Source organism: Nocardia sp. XZ_19_231 (assembly GCF_015355705.1).
Lineage (GTDB): Bacteria > Actinomycetota > Actinomycetes > Mycobacteriales > Mycobacteriaceae > Nocardia > Nocardia salmonicida.
On sequence record NZ_JACUZI010000001.1, the window covers coordinates 1,052,235 to 1,067,191 of the forward strand.

General features: G+C 68.6%; 15 protein-coding genes. 9 read left to right on the top strand and 6 right to left on the bottom strand.

Annotated elements, in window-relative coordinates; all coding sequences use genetic code 11:
- Window positions 1–23: 23 nt before the first annotated feature.
- The 5 genes from fabG1 to IBJ82_RS04735 all read left to right on the top strand — a co-directional run bounded on the left by fabG1 (window position 24) and on the right by IBJ82_RS04735 (window position 3,826).
- Window positions 24–740 carry a 3-oxoacyl-ACP reductase FabG1 gene (gene fabG1 / locus IBJ82_RS04715; protein ID WP_194824657.1) on the top strand — a complete coding sequence of 239 codons (717 nt, stop codon included), beginning with the start codon at window positions 24–26 and terminating at the stop codon, window positions 738–740.
- 127 nt (window positions 741–867) lie between these two features.
- Window positions 868–1,704 (top strand): NADH-dependent enoyl-ACP reductase InhA, encoded by an 837-nt coding sequence (inhA, locus tag IBJ82_RS04720; protein WP_056810305.1) that lies wholly within the window; start codon window positions 868–870, stop codon window positions 1,702–1,704.
- Complete coding sequence (locus tag IBJ82_RS04725) at window positions 1,704–2,753, top strand: ferrochelatase (protein ID WP_194824658.1); 1,050 nt, start codon at window positions 1,704–1,706, stop codon at window positions 2,751–2,753. The genes inhA and IBJ82_RS04725 overlap by 1 nt, the downstream gene beginning before the upstream one ends.
- Before the next feature lie 86 nt (window positions 2,754–2,839).
- Window positions 2,840–3,235 carry a hypothetical protein gene (locus tag IBJ82_RS04730; RefSeq protein ID WP_194824659.1) on the top strand — a complete coding sequence of 132 codons (396 nt, stop codon included), beginning with the start codon at window positions 2,840–2,842 and terminating at the stop codon, window positions 3,233–3,235.
- A gap of 90 nt (window positions 3,236–3,325) precedes the next feature.
- Complete coding sequence (locus IBJ82_RS04735; RefSeq protein ID WP_194824660.1) at window positions 3,326–3,826, top strand: hypothetical protein; 501 nt, start codon at window positions 3,326–3,328, stop codon at window positions 3,824–3,826.
- Window positions 3,827–3,865: 39 nt separating this feature from the next.
- Here IBJ82_RS04735 and IBJ82_RS04740 read toward each other — a convergent pair whose 3' ends face one another.
- The gene (locus IBJ82_RS04740; protein ID WP_194824661.1) at window positions 3,866–4,678 is read right to left on the bottom strand and encodes a hypothetical protein; all 813 of its coding nucleotides are present in this window, start codon (window positions 4,676–4,678) and stop codon (window positions 3,866–3,868) included.
- 112 nt (window positions 4,679–4,790) lie between these two features.
- Window positions 4,791–5,615 (bottom strand): DUF3097 domain-containing protein, encoded by an 825-nt coding sequence (locus IBJ82_RS04745; protein WP_194824662.1) that lies wholly within the window; start codon window positions 5,613–5,615, stop codon window positions 4,791–4,793.
- Between the two features lie 106 nt (window positions 5,616–5,721).
- Here IBJ82_RS04745 and IBJ82_RS04750 point away from each other — a divergent pair, with 106 nt between their 5' ends.
- Window positions 5,722–6,153, top strand: a complete 432-nt coding sequence (locus IBJ82_RS04750) for an NfeD family protein (RefSeq protein ID WP_194824663.1) — start codon at window positions 5,722–5,724, stop codon at window positions 6,151–6,153.
- Between the two features lie 3 nt (window positions 6,154–6,156).
- The gene (locus IBJ82_RS04755) at window positions 6,157–7,401 is read left to right on the top strand and encodes an SPFH domain-containing protein (protein WP_194824664.1); all 1,245 of its coding nucleotides are present in this window, start codon (window positions 6,157–6,159) and stop codon (window positions 7,399–7,401) included.
- Window positions 7,402–7,468: 67 nt separating this feature from the next.
- On the opposite strand, the gene IBJ82_RS04760 is transcribed toward IBJ82_RS04755, so the two are convergent.
- From IBJ82_RS04760 to IBJ82_RS04770, 3 genes are all read right to left on the bottom strand, one after another.
- Window positions 7,469–8,677: a molybdopterin-binding protein gene (locus IBJ82_RS04760; protein ID WP_370585147.1), complete on the bottom strand. Its 1,209-nt coding sequence runs from the start codon at window positions 8,675–8,677 to the stop codon at window positions 7,469–7,471.
- Window positions 8,678–8,944: 267 nt separating this feature from the next.
- The gene (locus IBJ82_RS04765) at window positions 8,945–10,018 is read right to left on the bottom strand and encodes a tartrate dehydrogenase (protein ID WP_194824666.1); all 1,074 of its coding nucleotides are present in this window, start codon (window positions 10,016–10,018) and stop codon (window positions 8,945–8,947) included.
- Between the two features lie 9 nt (window positions 10,019–10,027).
- A complete protein-coding gene (locus IBJ82_RS04770) occupies window positions 10,028–11,545 on the bottom strand; it encodes an NAD-dependent succinate-semialdehyde dehydrogenase (protein WP_194824667.1) in 1,518 nt (505 codons plus the stop codon).
- A gap of 107 nt (window positions 11,546–11,652) precedes the next feature.
- On the opposite strand from IBJ82_RS04770, the gene IBJ82_RS04775 reads away from it, so the two are divergent.
- Together IBJ82_RS04775 and IBJ82_RS04780 are read left to right on the top strand one after the other, a co-directional pair.
- Window positions 11,653–12,894, top strand: a complete 1,242-nt coding sequence (locus IBJ82_RS04775; protein ID WP_194824668.1) for an aspartate aminotransferase family protein — start codon at window positions 11,653–11,655, stop codon at window positions 12,892–12,894.
- 80 nt (window positions 12,895–12,974) lie between these two features.
- Window positions 12,975–13,469 (top strand): DUF3830 family protein, encoded by a 495-nt coding sequence (locus tag IBJ82_RS04780; protein ID WP_194824669.1) that lies wholly within the window; start codon window positions 12,975–12,977, stop codon window positions 13,467–13,469.
- 77 nt (window positions 13,470–13,546) lie between these two features.
- Here the strand turns inward: IBJ82_RS04780 and IBJ82_RS04785 are convergent, their stop codons facing one another.
- On the bottom strand, window positions 13,547–14,947 hold the full coding sequence (locus tag IBJ82_RS04785) for an amidase (RefSeq protein ID WP_194824670.1): 1,401 nt from the start codon (window positions 14,945–14,947) through the stop codon (window positions 13,547–13,549).
- Window positions 14,948–14,957 lie beyond the last annotated feature (10 nt).

Sequence of the window (14,957 nt, forward strand, 5' to 3'; positions counted from 1 at the left end):
TCGGAACAGATAGGTTGAACCCTATGTCGAACGTCACATCCCGGTCGGTCCTGGTCACCGGCGGTAACCGCGGTATCGGTCTCGCTGTCGCGCAGCGCCTGCAGGCCGACGGCCACAAGGTCGCCGTCACCCATCGCGGATCGGGGGTGCCCGAAGGTCTTTTCGGTGTGAAGTGCGATGTCACCGACAGTGAATCGGTCGATCGTGCGTTCACCGAGGTGGAGGAGCACCAGGGTCCGGTCGAGGTGCTGGTCGCCAATGCGGGCATCACCGATGACACGCTGCTGATGCGCATGACCGAGGACCAGTTCGAACGGGTCATCGACGCCAACCTCACCGGCGCGTTCCGCTGTGCCAAGCGGGCCAACCGCGCCATGCTCAAGGGTCGCTGGGGCCGGCTGATCTTCCTCGGCTCGGTGGTCGGCATGGCCGGCCAGGCCGGTCAGCTCAACTACGCTGCGTCCAAGGCCGGCGTCATCGGCATGGCGCGGTCGCTCACTCGGGAGCTGGGCTCGCGTTCGATCACCTCCAACGTGGTCGCCCCGGGCTTCATCGAGACCGATATGACCGCGGACCTGCCCGAAGATCTGAAGACCATGGCGAAGAAGTACATTCCGCTGCAGCGTCTCGGCCAGCCGGAAGACATCGCCGCTGTGGTCAGCTTCCTCGCTTCTGAGGACTCCCGCTACGTCTCCGGTGCGGTTATTCCCGTCGACGGCGGCATGGGCATGGGTCACTGATCCGACAAAGGCGCCGTCATCCACGTCGACGGCCGCTATTGCATGGGTCACTGATCCGCTAACGGATCGCCCCGCGCCACCGACAAGGTGGCGGCAACCATACTGATTTCAGGAGAACCTAAAACTCATGGGCGGACTGCTCGAAGGCAAGACCATCCTGGTCACCGGCATCATCACCGACTCGTCGATCGCGTTCCACGCGGCCGCGATCGCGCAGGAGCAGGGCGCGAGGGTGATCATCACCGGTATTCCCGACCGCCTGCGGCTCATCGACCGCATCGCCAAGCGGCTGCCGCAGGAGGTGCCGCCTGCCATCGGCCTCGACGTGACCAACGAAGAGGACCTGGCCGCCCTCACCGAGAAGCTGCGTGAGATCGCGCCCGAGGGCGTCGACGGCGTGCTGCACTCGATCGCGTTCGCGCCCCGTTCGATCATGGGCCCCGGCGCGCTGCCGTTCCTCGAGGGTCCCGGCCCCGACGTCTCCAAGTCGTTCGAGATCTCGGCCTGGAGCTACGCCTCGCTGGCTCGCGCCGTGCTCCCCGTCATGAACGAGGGCGGCTCGATCGTCGGCATGGACTTCGATCCGCGCGTGGCCATGCCGTACTACAACTGGATGGGCGTGTCCAAGGCCGCGCTCGAGTCGGTGAACCGCTACGTGGCGCGTGAGGTGGGTGCCGCCAAGAAGATCCGTTCCAACCTGATCGCCGCGGGCCCGATCAAGACCCTCGCCGCCAAGGCCATCGCGGGTACCGCCACCGACGATGCCAAGCAGCTCGTCCAGCTCGACGAGTACTGGGACGGCGCGTCGCCGATCGGCTGGGACGGCAACGACCCGCGCGCGGTCGGCAAGTCGATCGTGGCGCTGCTCTCGGATTGGCTGCCCGCCACCACCGGCTCGATCATCTACGTCGACGGCGGCGCCAGCCACAACATGTGGTTCCCGGAGAACATGTCCCTGAGCTGATGCCGGACGCCCTGTTGCTGCTGTCCTTCGGTGGCCCCGAAGGTCCCGAGGACGTGATCCCCTTCCTGGAGAACGTCACTCGGGGCCGCGGGGTGCCTCCGGAACGCCTCGCCGAGGTCGCGCAGCACTACCTGCATTTCGGCGGGATCTCGCCGATCAACGCGTTGAATCGGCACATCATCGCCGCGCTGGAGGCCGACCTCGCCGATGCCGGGCTGGATCTGCCGGTCTACTTCGGCAATCGCAACTGGCATCCCATGGTCGAGGACACCGTCGCGCGGATGACCGCCGACGGCGTGCGCTCGGCGCTGGTCTTCACCACCTCCGCGTGGGGCGGGTATTCCGGTTGCCGCCAGTACGACGAGGACATCGCCCGTGCCCGCGCGGCCGTCGGTGATGGTGCCCCGGAGCTGGTGAAACTGCGCCAGTACTTCGACCACCCGCTGCTGATCGAGTCCTTCGCCGACGCGATTACCGCTGCGGTGCAACAGATTCCGGCCGATCGTCGCAGCGGTGCGCGCCTGGTTTTCACCGCGCACTCCATTCCCGTCTCCGCCGACACGACGGCGGGCCCACCTGCCGACGGTGGCCGCCTCTACAGCAGGCAGGTCGCCGAAGCCGCCCGATTGTGTGCCGCGGCAACCGGTTTCGCCGAGTACGACGTGGTGTGGCAATCGCGTTCGGGCCCACCGCAGGTGCCGTGGCTCGAACCCGACATCGTCGACCACCTGGATGTGCTGCACGGCAAGGGAGTCGACGCGGTGGTGGTGTGCCCGGTCGGTTTCGTCTCCGATCACCTCGAGGTGATCTGGGACCTCGACAACGAAGCGTCGGCCAGGGCCGACGAACTCGGGATGGCTTTCGCCCGTGCGGGGACTCCCGGCACCGACCCGCGGTTCTCCCGGATGATCGTCGAACTGATCGCCGAACGGGTGAGTGGTGGTCCGGTGCGTGAAATCGGCGAAGTCCCTGGTTACGGCTGCACCGTCGACGGTGCCCTCTGCGCGCCCGGTTGCTGCGAACTGCCCGCGCGCCCGGCTCGTCGCTGAACACAACCGGATAACCATTCACCGGTAGCCCCCGGTTCGAGGAGTAGCCTTTTCACAGTTGCGCTCGACTGATCGGAGGATTTCCGATGATTTCGACACCGCCGCGCCGCGCCGCCGGGCTCGCCCTGGTGCTGACCGCGGCCGCGCTCGGCCTGACCGGGTGTGGCAACGACTCCGGCTATCAAACCCAGCCCCCACAGCCCACCGAACCCACGATTTCGCAGGCCTCGGTGCAGGAACTGTGCGGCATCCTCGATGGACAGAAGGGCACGTGGAAGGCGCTGGGCCCGCCGGTCGCGCGGGTGGCGTTCACCGGCGCGGTGAGGTTGTGGACAGTGAACGACACCGTGGCCAATGCCGCCATCGCCTACAATCGCCGCATCGTCGACACTGTCACCATCCGCACCTGTCCGCAGGTGCGCGACGCCACGCTGAAGTCGCTCGATGTCCCCGATTTGAAGGTCGCCCTCGGCGGATTCTGAACTGGCACTTCGCACTTCGCGTCGGCTCTGCGTTAGCATCGCCGACAGACCTTCGCCCGGAGGTCTGCGTGACGTTACGGGGAGGGCCCGATGAACTGTGCCGAGATGACGGTGACCGCACTGGCGCGGGGAGGTGGTCTTCGCGCAGGCGATCGCTTCCTCGCGGGCGATGCGGAGGCGGTGCTGGCCCGTCGTGGGGGCGGTAGCAGCGTGAGCGTCGGGGGCGGCGGGGTCCCGGAGTGGGTCTGGTATCTGATCATCGCCGTGGTCGTGCTCATCGTGTTGATCGTGGTGATCCGCGCGTTCAGTGGTTCCTCGAATCAGGCTGCGCCACAACAGATGCCGCCACAGCGGCAGATGCCGCCCCAGGCCTACCCGGCCCAGTATCAGCAGCCCTACCCGCAGCAGCACCCGTCCGGCCCCGGCTACCCGCAGGCCCAGTACCCGCCGCAGTATCCGCAGGGTCACTACCCCCAGCCGTACCCGCAACAGCAACCGATGCCGTACCCGCAGCAGCAGGCGTACCCGTACCCCCAGCAGATGCCGTATCCGCAACAGCAGCCGCAGTATCAGCAGCCCTACCGACGCTGACGAATCAGGCTCCGCCGGACGTCGGCGGATGCGGTAGGTCTAGCCGTCGCGGCGGGCGGCGGCGTGGACCGCGACCAGGCGTGCCTCTCGGATCGTGTTCCACAGCGGGCGCAGCAGGGATTCGTGCGCGCCGATCGCGGTGGCCGAGGTGGGGGAGGACGCCGGTTCGTGCTGAGCGACGGTGAGAATCGCGGCCACGTGATCGGCGGTATCGAGAATTCGCTTGGCGCGCAGTGGGATCGAGTCGGGATAGGCGTGGCGCGAGTAGGCCGCGAGCTGAGCCTCGATCTGCTCGCGCGGATCTTCGTCGCCGTTGCCGACCGAGGTCGTGTGCAGTTGCATGAGGGCGTCGGCGGCGTCGCGGACCGATTCGCGCATCGTGTACTCGGCCTCACCGAGCGACATGTCGTGACCCGCGATGCGGGGGAGGTCGACGCCGTAGACGGTCCACTGCAGGGTTTCGTCGTCGTCCCACTGTGGGATCAGGCCGGTGCCCGGCTCGCCGGGAACACCGAGCAGCAGGCCTTCCTCGGCGTCGATCGCGTCGGCCGCGAACGCAGTGCCGACGGGCAGCCCGCGCACATCACCCGCAGCGGGCAGGACAAGGCGCAACTGCGCCCCGGTCGGCGCCATCGCCTCGCGGATCACCTTGAGCAGCGGCATGGCACCGGTGCCCGCTTCGCCGCGTGAGGTCCACGGCAGATCCGTGCGTCCGCCGGTGACCGGGTCGCCCGCCGCGATGGTGTGGCGCGGCGCCCAGGCATGCAGTGCCTCCAGCACGTCGTCGGGCGCGCTGGTACCGGCCAGCCAGGAGCCGGCCCACAGCGTCAGCGTGGCACTGGGAGAGCACATAATCATCGAGCATAAAGGTTCTACGACAATCGCGTGCGCGCACCGAGCTCGTCGATGTTGCGTACGCAGGTCGCGGTATTCGGCGCGAGGACCCTCCTGACCTGCTATGCGTTCACTCGGGCTCGGTCACGAAGTCGATGAGCCGTTCGACGGCCCCGATGAGCGGTGCTTCCAGATCCCGGAACGAGTCGACCGCATCGTAGACACGGCGCCACCCCTGCTGCGGTGTTCCCCAGCCGAGGCGCGCGCAGATTCCGGTCTTCCAATCCTCGCCGCGCGGCACGGTCGGCCAGGCGTCGATGCCGAGTGCGGCGGGTCGGACCGCCTGCCAGACATCGATGTACGGATGGCCGGTCACCAGCACATGCGGTCCGAGCCCGGTGGTCAGGTGCGTCTCCTTGGAGCCGGTCACCAGGTGGTCGACCAGCACCCCCACCCGTGCGCCGGGACCCGGTTCGAATTCGGTGAGCCGGGTGCCGAGATTGTCGAGACCCTCCAGATGCTCGACGACCACGCCCTCCACCCGCAGATCGTGGCCCCACACCCGCTCTACGAGCGCCGCGTCGTGCACGCCTTCCACCCAGATCCGGCTGGTCCGCGCGACCCGTGCGCGCAGGCCGTCGACGCGGGTGGAACCCGACGCCGACCGGGTGGGCTGTTTGGGCGCGGCGGCGGTGGGCTTGGTCAGCGTCACCGGTTTTCCGTCGATCAGGAAGGCCGCTTCCCGCATCGCGAACAACCGCACCGCACCGCGCGCGTCCTCCAGCTTCACGAACTCGCCGTCGTAGCTGCGATCGAAACCGACTACGGCACCGCAGAATCCGCTCGCCGCGTCCTCCACCACCAGGTCGCGCTCGGCACGCACTGTCGGCACCGGCTTCTTCTTGGTCCGATCGTGTCCGGAATAGATATCGCCGTAACTGTCTCCTGCACTCACGCCCCGAAACTACCGCGCACGCAACGCAGTGCGCTGCACCGCCGCACCGGTCCAACCGATCACGCGAGGCCGCCCGCAAACCGGTCATCGGGGCTAGGCTGGCAGTGTGGCCGCAATAGTCTGGCTGATCGCGGGCATCGTTCTCGCGGCGGCGGAAATGCTCACCGGGGATCTCACGCTGCTCACGCTGGGCGTGGCCGCACTCGGCACGGCGGGCGTCAGCGCCGCCACCGACCTACCCGTGTGGGGCGACGCGCTGGTGTTCGCCGCGATGGCCGGTGTGCTGTTCCTCGGGGTGCGCCCGCTACTGCGCCGCAAGTTCGGTACCCCGCCACCCACTCCGACGAACGCCGATGCGCTGCCGGGCAAGTCGGCCCTGGTGCTCGAGCAGGTCGCGGAGTATTCGGGTCAGGTCAAGCTCGGTGGCGAAGTCTGGACCGCGCGTCCGCTCGACCCGACTGAAGTGTACGAAGCCGGTGTGACTGTCTATGTGATGAAGATCGATGGCGCGACAGCCGTCGTCTGGAAGGGTCCCTAGAACATGGTTGCCTTGATCGTGGCCGCCGTCCTCGTCCTGTTGGTCGTGGTGGTGGTTTTCAAATCGATCGCGCTCGTCCCACAGGCCGAGGCGGCGGTGATCGAACGGCTCGGGCGGTATTCGCGCACCGTGTCCGGTCAGCTGACGTTCCTCGTCCCGTTCGCCGATCGTGTCCGCGCGAAGGTCGACCTGCGTGAGCGGGTCGTATCGTTCCCGCCGCAGCCGGTGATCACCCAGGACAACCTCACCCTGCAGATCGACTCGGTGGTGTATTTCCAGGTCACCAGTCCGCAGGCCGCCGTCTACGAGATCAGCAACTACATCGCCGCGGTCGAGCAGCTCACCGTCACCACCCTGCGCAATGTCGTCGGTGGCATGACCCTGGAAGAGACGCTGACCTCGCGCGATCAGATCAACAACCAGCTGCGCGGCGTGCTCGACGAGGCCACCGGCCGCTGGGGCCTTCGGGTGGCCCGCGTGGAGCTCAAATCCATCGATCCGCCGCCGTCGATCCAGGAATCGATGGAGAAGCAGATGAAGGCCGATCGGGAGAAGCGCGCGACGATCCTCACCGCCGAAGGCAACCGCGAAGCGCAGATCAAGACCGCCGAGGGCGCCAAGCAGGCGGCGATCCTGACCGCCGAGGGCGGCAAGCAGTCCTCGATCCTGTCGGCCGAGGGCGAACGCCAGAGCCGCATCCTGCGCGCGCAGGGTGAACGCGCCGCCTCCTACCTGCAGGCGCAGGGTCAGGCGAAGGCGATCGAGAAGGTCTTCGCCGCTATCAAGAACGGCAAGCCGACGCCGGAACTGCTTGCCTACCAATACATGCAGACCCTGCCGATGGTGGCCAAGGGCGACGCGAACAAGGTCTGGCTGGTCCCCAGCGATTTCGGCAAGGCCCTGGAAGGTTTCGCCCAGAACTTCGCCACCAAGGGCGAGGACGGCGTCTTCCGCTACGAGCCGTCCACCGACGAAGCCCCGGTGAAGATCGAGGACGATTCCGACGTGGCCGACTGGTTCGAAACCGCCTCCGACCCGAAGATCGCCGAGGCCGTCCGCGCCGCGGAAGCCACCGCGCGCACCCCCGTCGAAGGTTTCGATACACCGGTGCCGCGCCCGAAGACCTCGGTGGCCAAGTCCGCCGACCCGGAGCTGCCGACCCCACCCCCGATCGCCCCGCAGGAACAGCCGGCGCCTCGCCCCGACGACCCGTACGGTCGCCCTTGGCAGCCGCCCCATCACGGCTGATCCAGTCGGATCCAGCAGATCACGGCCCCGGTGTGGAGTACCGCATCGGGGCCCGCTGCTGTTGTGCTCAGTGGGGGAGTGGGAGGAGTTCGACGAGGGAGCCTCGGCCGGTGCCGGGTGGGAGGATGGCCAGGGCTTGGCAGGCGATGAGGCCGGCCAGGTGGGGAGTGTGTGCGGGGCCGGTGCTGCGCCAGACGCCGCCGGGGTGTTGTTGGACGCCGACTATGCGGGTGGCTTCGCCTTCCATGACGCCCGCGTCGGAGAGGCGGCCCCACATCGTGGGGCCGGGGGAGCGCAGGGTGAGGGCGTCGACGATGGCCGGACCGACGGCCAAGAGGGCGGCGACGGCGGCGAAGGGGTTGCCGGGTAGGCCGAGTAGGACTCGGCCGTCGGGGAGTTGGGCGACGAGGGTGGAGCCGCCGGGGCGGATCGCGATGCGTTCGACGATGATGCGGGCGCCGAGGTCGGCGAGCAGGGTGCGCAGGTGGTCGGCGGCGCCGCGGCCGGTGGCGCCGACCATCACGACCAGGTCGGCGTGGGATTTCAGGGTGAGCCAGCTGCGCAGCAGGTCCCGGCTGTCGGCGAGGTGCCACAGGCCGGTGCTCTCGATATCGCAGCAGCGCAGGAACTCCGGCAGCACCGGGCCGAGCGAGTCGCGGGTTTCGCCGGGGCCGAGCGGGCCGACGGCACGGATCTCGTCGCCGGTCATCACCACATCGGCGCGCAAAGGTCCACGCACGGTCACGGTTTCGGCCTCGGCGCTGAGCGCTGCCGAAGCCAGCGCCGCCGAGACGCGGGCGCCCGGACGAGCCAATTCGGTTCCGCTGCTCCAGTGTTCGCCCTGGCGGCGGGTGTCGTCGCGCACCGGCGCACCGGGCGCTCGCATCACTACCGGCTTACCGGACACCGTCGTGGTCACGATGTGTTCGTCGCGCAGGGTCGCCGTGGTGCCGAGCGGGGTCGCGGCGCCGGTGGCGATCCGCACCGCCTCGCCGGGCGCCAGCACCACCGAGCAGCCACGTCCGGCGTAGCTGACCTGCTGGTGCAGCCGCCACCACGGACCCGGGCCCGCGACCGCGTAGCCGTCCATGGCGGCGCTGTCCACGCGCGGCAGGGGAGTGCCCGCGGCCAAGGCCATGGCGAGGGTCGCCCCGACCGCCTCGGCCACTGGTCGCTCTCGCACCGCGATCGGTTCGAGGTCCGCGGCTATCTGCGCGCGCACCCGACCCAGCCCACACTGCACTGCCGGAACTACGCCCACCCGTGCGCTCGTCACCACGTCTCGCCTTCCGAGGACCCAACACCGACACTGCGAACTCATGGTGCGCACCACCGGTTGCCTGCGATTTTCTGGACAGTTGCCTCGCGATGACGTTGTGCTCACGCACGCGGATGCCGCTCGGTGCGTAGTTCGGCGTCAGGTAAGCGCCCGCCGGTGTCGCGTCGCGTGCGGAATGGGTTCCGGGCGCTCAGACGCGGGGGTGGCGAAGCGACCTGCGTGTTCGGGCGCCGGACAGCTGCCTCGCCGCCGGTGGTGTCCGGGTCACGCCTCGGTGAGGGCCTTCGCGAGTTCGGCGGCACGGTCGGCGATGGCAGTGCCCAGTTCGGCGGTGGTCGCGGTGCCGCCCAGGTCCGGTGTGCGGACCGTGCCCTCGGCGAGCACATCGCAGACCGCCCGGTCGACGGCAGCGGCCGCGGCGTGCTCACCGAGGTGCGACAGCAGCATGGCACCGGCGAGGATCTGGGCGACCGGGTCGGCGATGCCCAGGCCCGCGATGTCGGGCGCGCTGCCGTGCACGGCCTCGAACATCGACGGTGCGTCCGCCGCGGGGTTGATATTGCCCGAGGGAGCGAGCCCGAGTCCGCCGGTGACGGCCGCGGCGAGGTCGGAGAGGATGTCGCCGAACAGGTTCGAGCCGACGATCACATCGAGGCGGTCGGGGTGGAGCACGATTTCGGCGGCGAGCGCGTCGACGTGCATCTGTCGCGTCCGCACCGCCGGATACTCGGCCGCGATGCGCTCGAAAACGCTGTCCCAATAGGGCATCGAGTGGATCAGGCCGTTCGACTTCGTCGCCGAGCAGAGCTTTCCCGAGCGTTCGGCGGCACGGTCGAAGGCGTAGCGGATGATCCGTTCGCAGCCGGTCCGGGTAAACACCGATTCCTGCAGGACGAATTCGTCCGGCCTGCCCGGGTTGTGGATGCCGCCGATCTCGGAGTACTCACCCTCGGAGTTCTCGCGCACGATGAGAATGTCGAGGTCGTCGGCAGTACGGTCGCGCAGTGCCGATTCCGTGCCGGGCAGTAGCCGCACCGGCCGCAGGTTGACGTACTGAGCGAAGGCGCGCCGCAGCGGAATCAGCAAGCCCCACAGCGAGATATGGTCGGGCACCCCGGGGAATCCGACGGCGCCCAACAGGATCGCATCGAACTGCGCGAGCTGCTCGGGCCCATCGGGCGGCATCATCGCCCCGGTTCGCAGATAGTTCTCACAGGACCAGTCGAACTCGGTCCAGCTGATCCCCGGCAGGACCCGGTCGAGCACCTTCACCGCCTCGATGGTCACGTCGACGCCGATCCCGTCACCCGGAATGGTCGCGATCCGGTATGTGCGCACGCTGTCTCCCTAAACCTTGACGCCGATGTATTTGGTCTCGAGGAATTCGTCGATCCCGGTGGACCCGCCCTCGCGTCCGAGCCCTGATTCCTTCACCCCGCCGAACGGTGCGGCCGGATTGGAGACCACGCCCTGATTCAGGCCGACCATCCCCGTCTCGAGAGCTTCGCAGACGCGTAGCCCACGCCGCAGGTTCTCGGTGAACACGTACGCGACCAGCCCGTAGGGGGTGTCGTTGGCACGGGTGATCGCTTCGTCCTCGGTGTCGAAGACGCCGATCGCGGCGACCGGACCGAAGATCTCGGTGTGGCACAACTCGGCCTCGTCGGGGACGTCGGTGAGCACGGTCGCCGGGTAGAACGTGCCAGGTCTGTCGATCGCCGTGCCACCAAGCAGCGCCTTCGCACCGCGTCGGCGTGCGTCGGCCACGAGATGTTCGACCTTGGCGACGGCGTCGGCGTCGATGAGCGGCCCGACAACAACGCCCGGCTCGGTACCGCGGCCCATCGGCAACGCCGCCATCCGTGCGGCCAGTCGTTCGGCGAACTCGTCGGCGATGCCGCGCTGCACCAGAATTCGGTTCGCGGCCGTACAGGCCTGGCCGATATTGCGCATCTTGGCCGCCAGCGCGCCCTCGACCGCTTCGTCGAGATCGGCATCGTCGAACACCAGCAGCGGTGCGTTGCCGCCGAGTTCCATAGAGGTGCGCATGACGGTGCGGGCGCACTGTTCCAGCAGGAGTTTCCCGATGGCGGTCGACCCCGTGAAGGAGAGTTTGCGGGAGCGGGGATCGGCGATGATCGGTGTCATCACCGCGCCGGGGTCGGCGGTGGTCACCACATTGACCACACCGGCGGGCACGCCCGCGTCGGCCAGAATCGCCGCGAGCGCCAGCATCGAAAGAGGCGTCTGTTCGGCGGGTTTCACGACGCAGGTGCATCCGGCGGCCAAGGCGGGCGCGATCTTGCGGGCACCCATGGCCATCGGGAAGTTCCACGGCGTGATGAGCAGGCTCGGCCCCACCGGTTGCTTCGTCACCAGAAACCGTGAGCCCCCCGTCGGCGCGGGCATGTACCCGCCGTCGAGGCGGACGGCTTCCTCGGCGAACCAGCGGAAGAACTCCGCGGCGTAGGCGACTTCGCCGCGCGCCTCGGTCACCGGCTTGCCCATCTCGAGAGTCATGATCAGGGCGAGGCGTTCGGTGTCGGCGAGAAGTGCGCGGTGCGCGCGCATCAGGATGTCGCTGCGAGTGCGTGACGGGGTGTTCGCCCAGTCCGCCTGCGCCTCGGCCGCGGCGGTGAGTGCGTCGAGTCCGTCGGCCGGGGTCGCATCGGCCACCGCGCACAGCCGCACGCCGGTCGAGGGATCGAGGACGGGCAGTGCGGCGGGGGAGTCGCGCCATCGGCCGCCGATGAACAACCCTTTCGGGACACTGTCGATCGCGGCGCGCTCGGCGGCGCTCAGGTTGTCGAGCAGCTGTGCGCTGCCCCCGGACTCGTGTGTGAGGAGCCCTCGTTCCTCGCTCATTCGGTGCCCTGCCTCCCGACGCGGTGGATCAACCATTGCTGTGACCCCTGCCGCCATGTTATGCATATTGTCAACAATCCGACAATAGACAATCCGGGGAGTCCTTGATGACCGAGCTGTCTCCCGTCCTGAAGCAGGCCACGCCCGTTCACGTCGATCACGGCGCAGGCTGCTACCTCTACGACACCGACGGTCGCCGCTACCTGGACTTCACCGCCGGGATCGGCGTCACCAGCACCGGCCACTGCCATCCCACCGTGGTGGCGGCCGCGCAAGCCCAGGTCGCCAAGCTGATCCACGGGCAGTACACGACGGTGCTGCACCGACCGCTGCTGGAACTCACCGAGCGCCTCGGCGCCGTGCTGCCAGAGGGGCTGGACGCGCTGTTCTTCGCCAACTCCGGCAGCGAGGCGGTCGAGGCGGCGCTGCGCCTGGTCCGCCAGGCCACCGGACGCCCGAACGTGATCGTCTTCCACGGCGGATTCCACGGCCGTACCGTCGCCGCCGCGACCATGACCACTTCGGGGACCCGGTTCTCGGCGGGATTCAGCCCGCTGATGTCGGGTGTGCACGTGGCCCCGTTCCCGACCGCTTTCCGCTACGGCTGGAGCGAGGAGGAAGCCACCGACTTCGCCCTGCGTGAGCTCGACTATCTGCTCGCCACCCTCACCTCGCCCGTGGAAACCGCCGCGTTCATCGTCGAGCCGGTGCTCGGCGAGGGCGGCTACATCCCCGGCAACACCCGGTTCTTCCAGGGCTTGCGCGAACGCGCCGACCGGCACGGGATCCTGCTGGTCTTCGACGAGATCCAAACCGGGTTTGGACGGACCGGAAAGTTCTTCGGCCACCAGCACTTCGACGTGCGCCCCGACGTGATCACCATCGCGAAGGGTCTGGCCAGCGGCTTCCCGCTGTCGGGCATCGCGGCGTCGCGGGAGTTGATGGCGAAGGCCTGGCCGGGGTCCCAGGGCGGGACGTACGGCGGAAACGCGGTGGCCTGTGCCGCCGCCGTGGCGACTCTCCAGGTGATCCAGACCGAGGGGCTGGTCGACAACGCCGCCATGCGCGGCACGCAGTTGCTCGCCGGTGTCCGAGGGCTCGCCACCGAGGCGATCGGTGATGTCCGCGGCCTCGGCCTGCTCGTCGGCGCCGAATTCACCACGGCGACAGGTGAACCCGATACCGCGACCGCGACGGCCGCGCAGAAGTCGGCCGTGGACAAGGGGCTGCTGCTGCTCACCTGCGGCGCGCACATGAATGTCGTGCGCATGATCCCGCCGCTGATCGTCACCGACAGTCAAGTCGAGGACGCCCTGGCCATCTGGTCGGAGGTTCTCGCCGAGCTGTAGTCCGCCGTGGTCCCGCTCGGGCGTCGAGCGGGACCACGCACCGACGCAGCTCCGCTCGCACCGCACAGGAAGCAGGACCGATGGCCCGCTACATGAGCATCACCCTCACCAAAGCCGGCGTCACCTGCCGCGCTCGCCTCCTCGACGACGAAGCCCCGCGCACGTGTGCCGCCGTCTGGGATGCGCTGCCCCAGGAGGGCGACGCCTTCCACGCCAAGTACGCCCGCAACGAGGTCTACACGCTGGTGCCGCGCATCACCGCGGCGCCACATCGCGAGAACCCCACCGTCACCCCGATTCCCGGTGACGTCTGCCTCTTCGACTTCGAACCGTGGGAAATCGGCAACCCCGCCTACGGCTACGAACCCGGCTCCGCCGCGCACCACGCCCAGGGCGCCACCGATCTGGCGCTGTTCTACGGCCGCAACAACCTGCTGATCAACGGCGACCTCGGCTGGGTGCCCGGCAGCGTCTTCGCCTCCATCGAGGACGGCCTCGCGGACTTGGCGGCAGCCTGCAACGGGCTGTGGTTGCGCGGCGTCGAGGGCGAGACGTTGGCTTTCGCCCGCGCATGAACAGACACGACCATTCGGCATAGTCGCTGCTACGCCGTCTGCACGATCCGGCGGCGTCGCAGCGGTGACTACCTATGTCAGGAGTTCAGTACGAACTCGGCGTGCCTGGCGACCGCGAGAATCAAGTCGTCGGAGTGCCGTGGTCCGACGATCTGCATGCCCACCGGCATCCCGGCACGAGTCGTGCCGACCGGAATGCTGATGGCGGGCTGCTGAGTCATGTTGAACGGGTAGGTGAACGGGGTCCAGTCGGGCCAGCCGTCGAGCCCGCTGCCCGGCGGCACATCGTGTCCGGCTTCGAACGCGGTGATCGGCATGGTCGGGGTGATCAGCACGTCGTAGGACATGTGGAAGTTGCCCATCGTGATGCCGACCTCGGCGGCGACGTGGCGGGCGTCGAGATAGTCGACGGCGCTGACGGATTCACCTCGAGCCCACGCCTGCCCCAAACCGGCATCCACCTTCTCGCGGGAGCCGGCCGGGAACTTCGACAGCATGGTCGCCGCACCCGCGGCCCACAGCGTTTCGAAAGCCGCGCGCGGGTCGGCGAATCCGGGATCGACGGCGTCGATGGTCAGATCGGCCTCGGCCAACCGCGCCACCGCGCGCTCGACGATCTCGGCGACCTCGGGATCGACCTGGGCGTATCCGAGCGTGGCGGAGTAGCCGACCGACAGCCCACGCACATCGCGCTGCATCTGACTGCGGAAGGTCGTGAAGGTGGGCGCCAGCGCCGTCGGGTCACGCGGATCGGGCAGCGAGAGGATGTCCATCAGCAGCGCCGCGTCCTCGACAGTGCGCGTCATCGGCCCGGCGTGCGCGAGGGGGCCGAACGGGCTGGCCGGGAAGAGCGGAATCCGCCCGTGCGTCGGTTTGAAACCGACGATCCCGCAGAACGACGCCGGAATCCGGATGCTGCCACCCCCGTCGGTGCCGACCGACACCGGCGTCATCCCACCCGCGACCGCTGCCGCGCTGCCCCCGGACGACCCGCCCGCCGTCGTCGTGGGATCGGCGGGATTGCGGGTGATTCCGGTCAGCGGACTGTCGGTGACACCCTTCCAGGCGATCTCCGGCGTGGTCGTCTTCCCGACGAACACCATCCCGTCCGCGCGCAGCCGCGCGGCGACCGGACTGTCCACCGACCACGGCCCGCTCGCGTCGACACAGGTGGAACCGCGCAGGGTCGGCCACCCCTCGGTCAGGAAGATGTCCTTGATGGATATCGGCACACCGTCGAGTAACCCGCGCGGATTGCCGGACTGCCAGCGCGCCTCGGAGTCCTTGGCCTGCACCAGCGCCCGATCCGGATCGACCAGGCAGAAGGCGTTGAGCGCGCCGTCGCGGGTGGCGATGGCGTCCAAGCAGGCTTGCGTGGCCTCGACGGGGGAGAGTTGCCTGGCCGTGTAGGCCGAGACCAGCTGCACCGCGGTCATCGCGGTGGGATCGGTGGGAAGATCGGGGTCGGGCTGCGTCATGGCGGGGCTC

Coding starts and splice junctions, on each gene's coding strand:
- IBJ82_RS04775 (WP_194824668.1), top strand. CDS start 11,653: ATGACCGAGCTGTCTCCCGTCCTGAAGCAGGCCACGCCCGTTCACGTC.
- IBJ82_RS04725 (WP_194824658.1), top strand. CDS start 1,704: ATGCCGGACGCCCTGTTGCTGCTGTCCTTCGGTGGCCCCGAAGGTCCC.
- IBJ82_RS04780 (WP_194824669.1), top strand. CDS start 12,975: ATGGCCCGCTACATGAGCATCACCCTCACCAAAGCCGGCGTCACCTGC.
- IBJ82_RS04730 (WP_194824659.1), top strand. CDS start 2,840: ATGATTTCGACACCGCCGCGCCGCGCCGCCGGGCTCGCCCTGGTGCTG.
- IBJ82_RS04755 (WP_194824664.1), top strand. CDS start 6,157: ATGGTTGCCTTGATCGTGGCCGCCGTCCTCGTCCTGTTGGTCGTGGTG.
- IBJ82_RS04740 (WP_194824661.1), bottom strand. CDS start 4,678: ATGTGCTCTCCCAGTGCCACGCTGACGCTGTGGGCCGGCTCCTGGCTG.
- IBJ82_RS04785 (WP_194824670.1), bottom strand. CDS start 14,947: ATGACGCAGCCCGACCCCGATCTTCCCACCGATCCCACCGCGATGACC.
- IBJ82_RS04735 (WP_194824660.1), top strand. CDS start 3,326: ATGAACTGTGCCGAGATGACGGTGACCGCACTGGCGCGGGGAGGTGGT.
- IBJ82_RS04770 (WP_194824667.1), bottom strand. CDS start 11,545: ATGAGCGAGGAACGAGGGCTCCTCACACACGAGTCCGGGGGCAGCGCA.
- fabG1 (WP_194824657.1), top strand. CDS start 24: ATGTCGAACGTCACATCCCGGTCGGTCCTGGTCACCGGCGGTAACCGC.
- inhA (WP_056810305.1), top strand. CDS start 868: ATGGGCGGACTGCTCGAAGGCAAGACCATCCTGGTCACCGGCATCATC.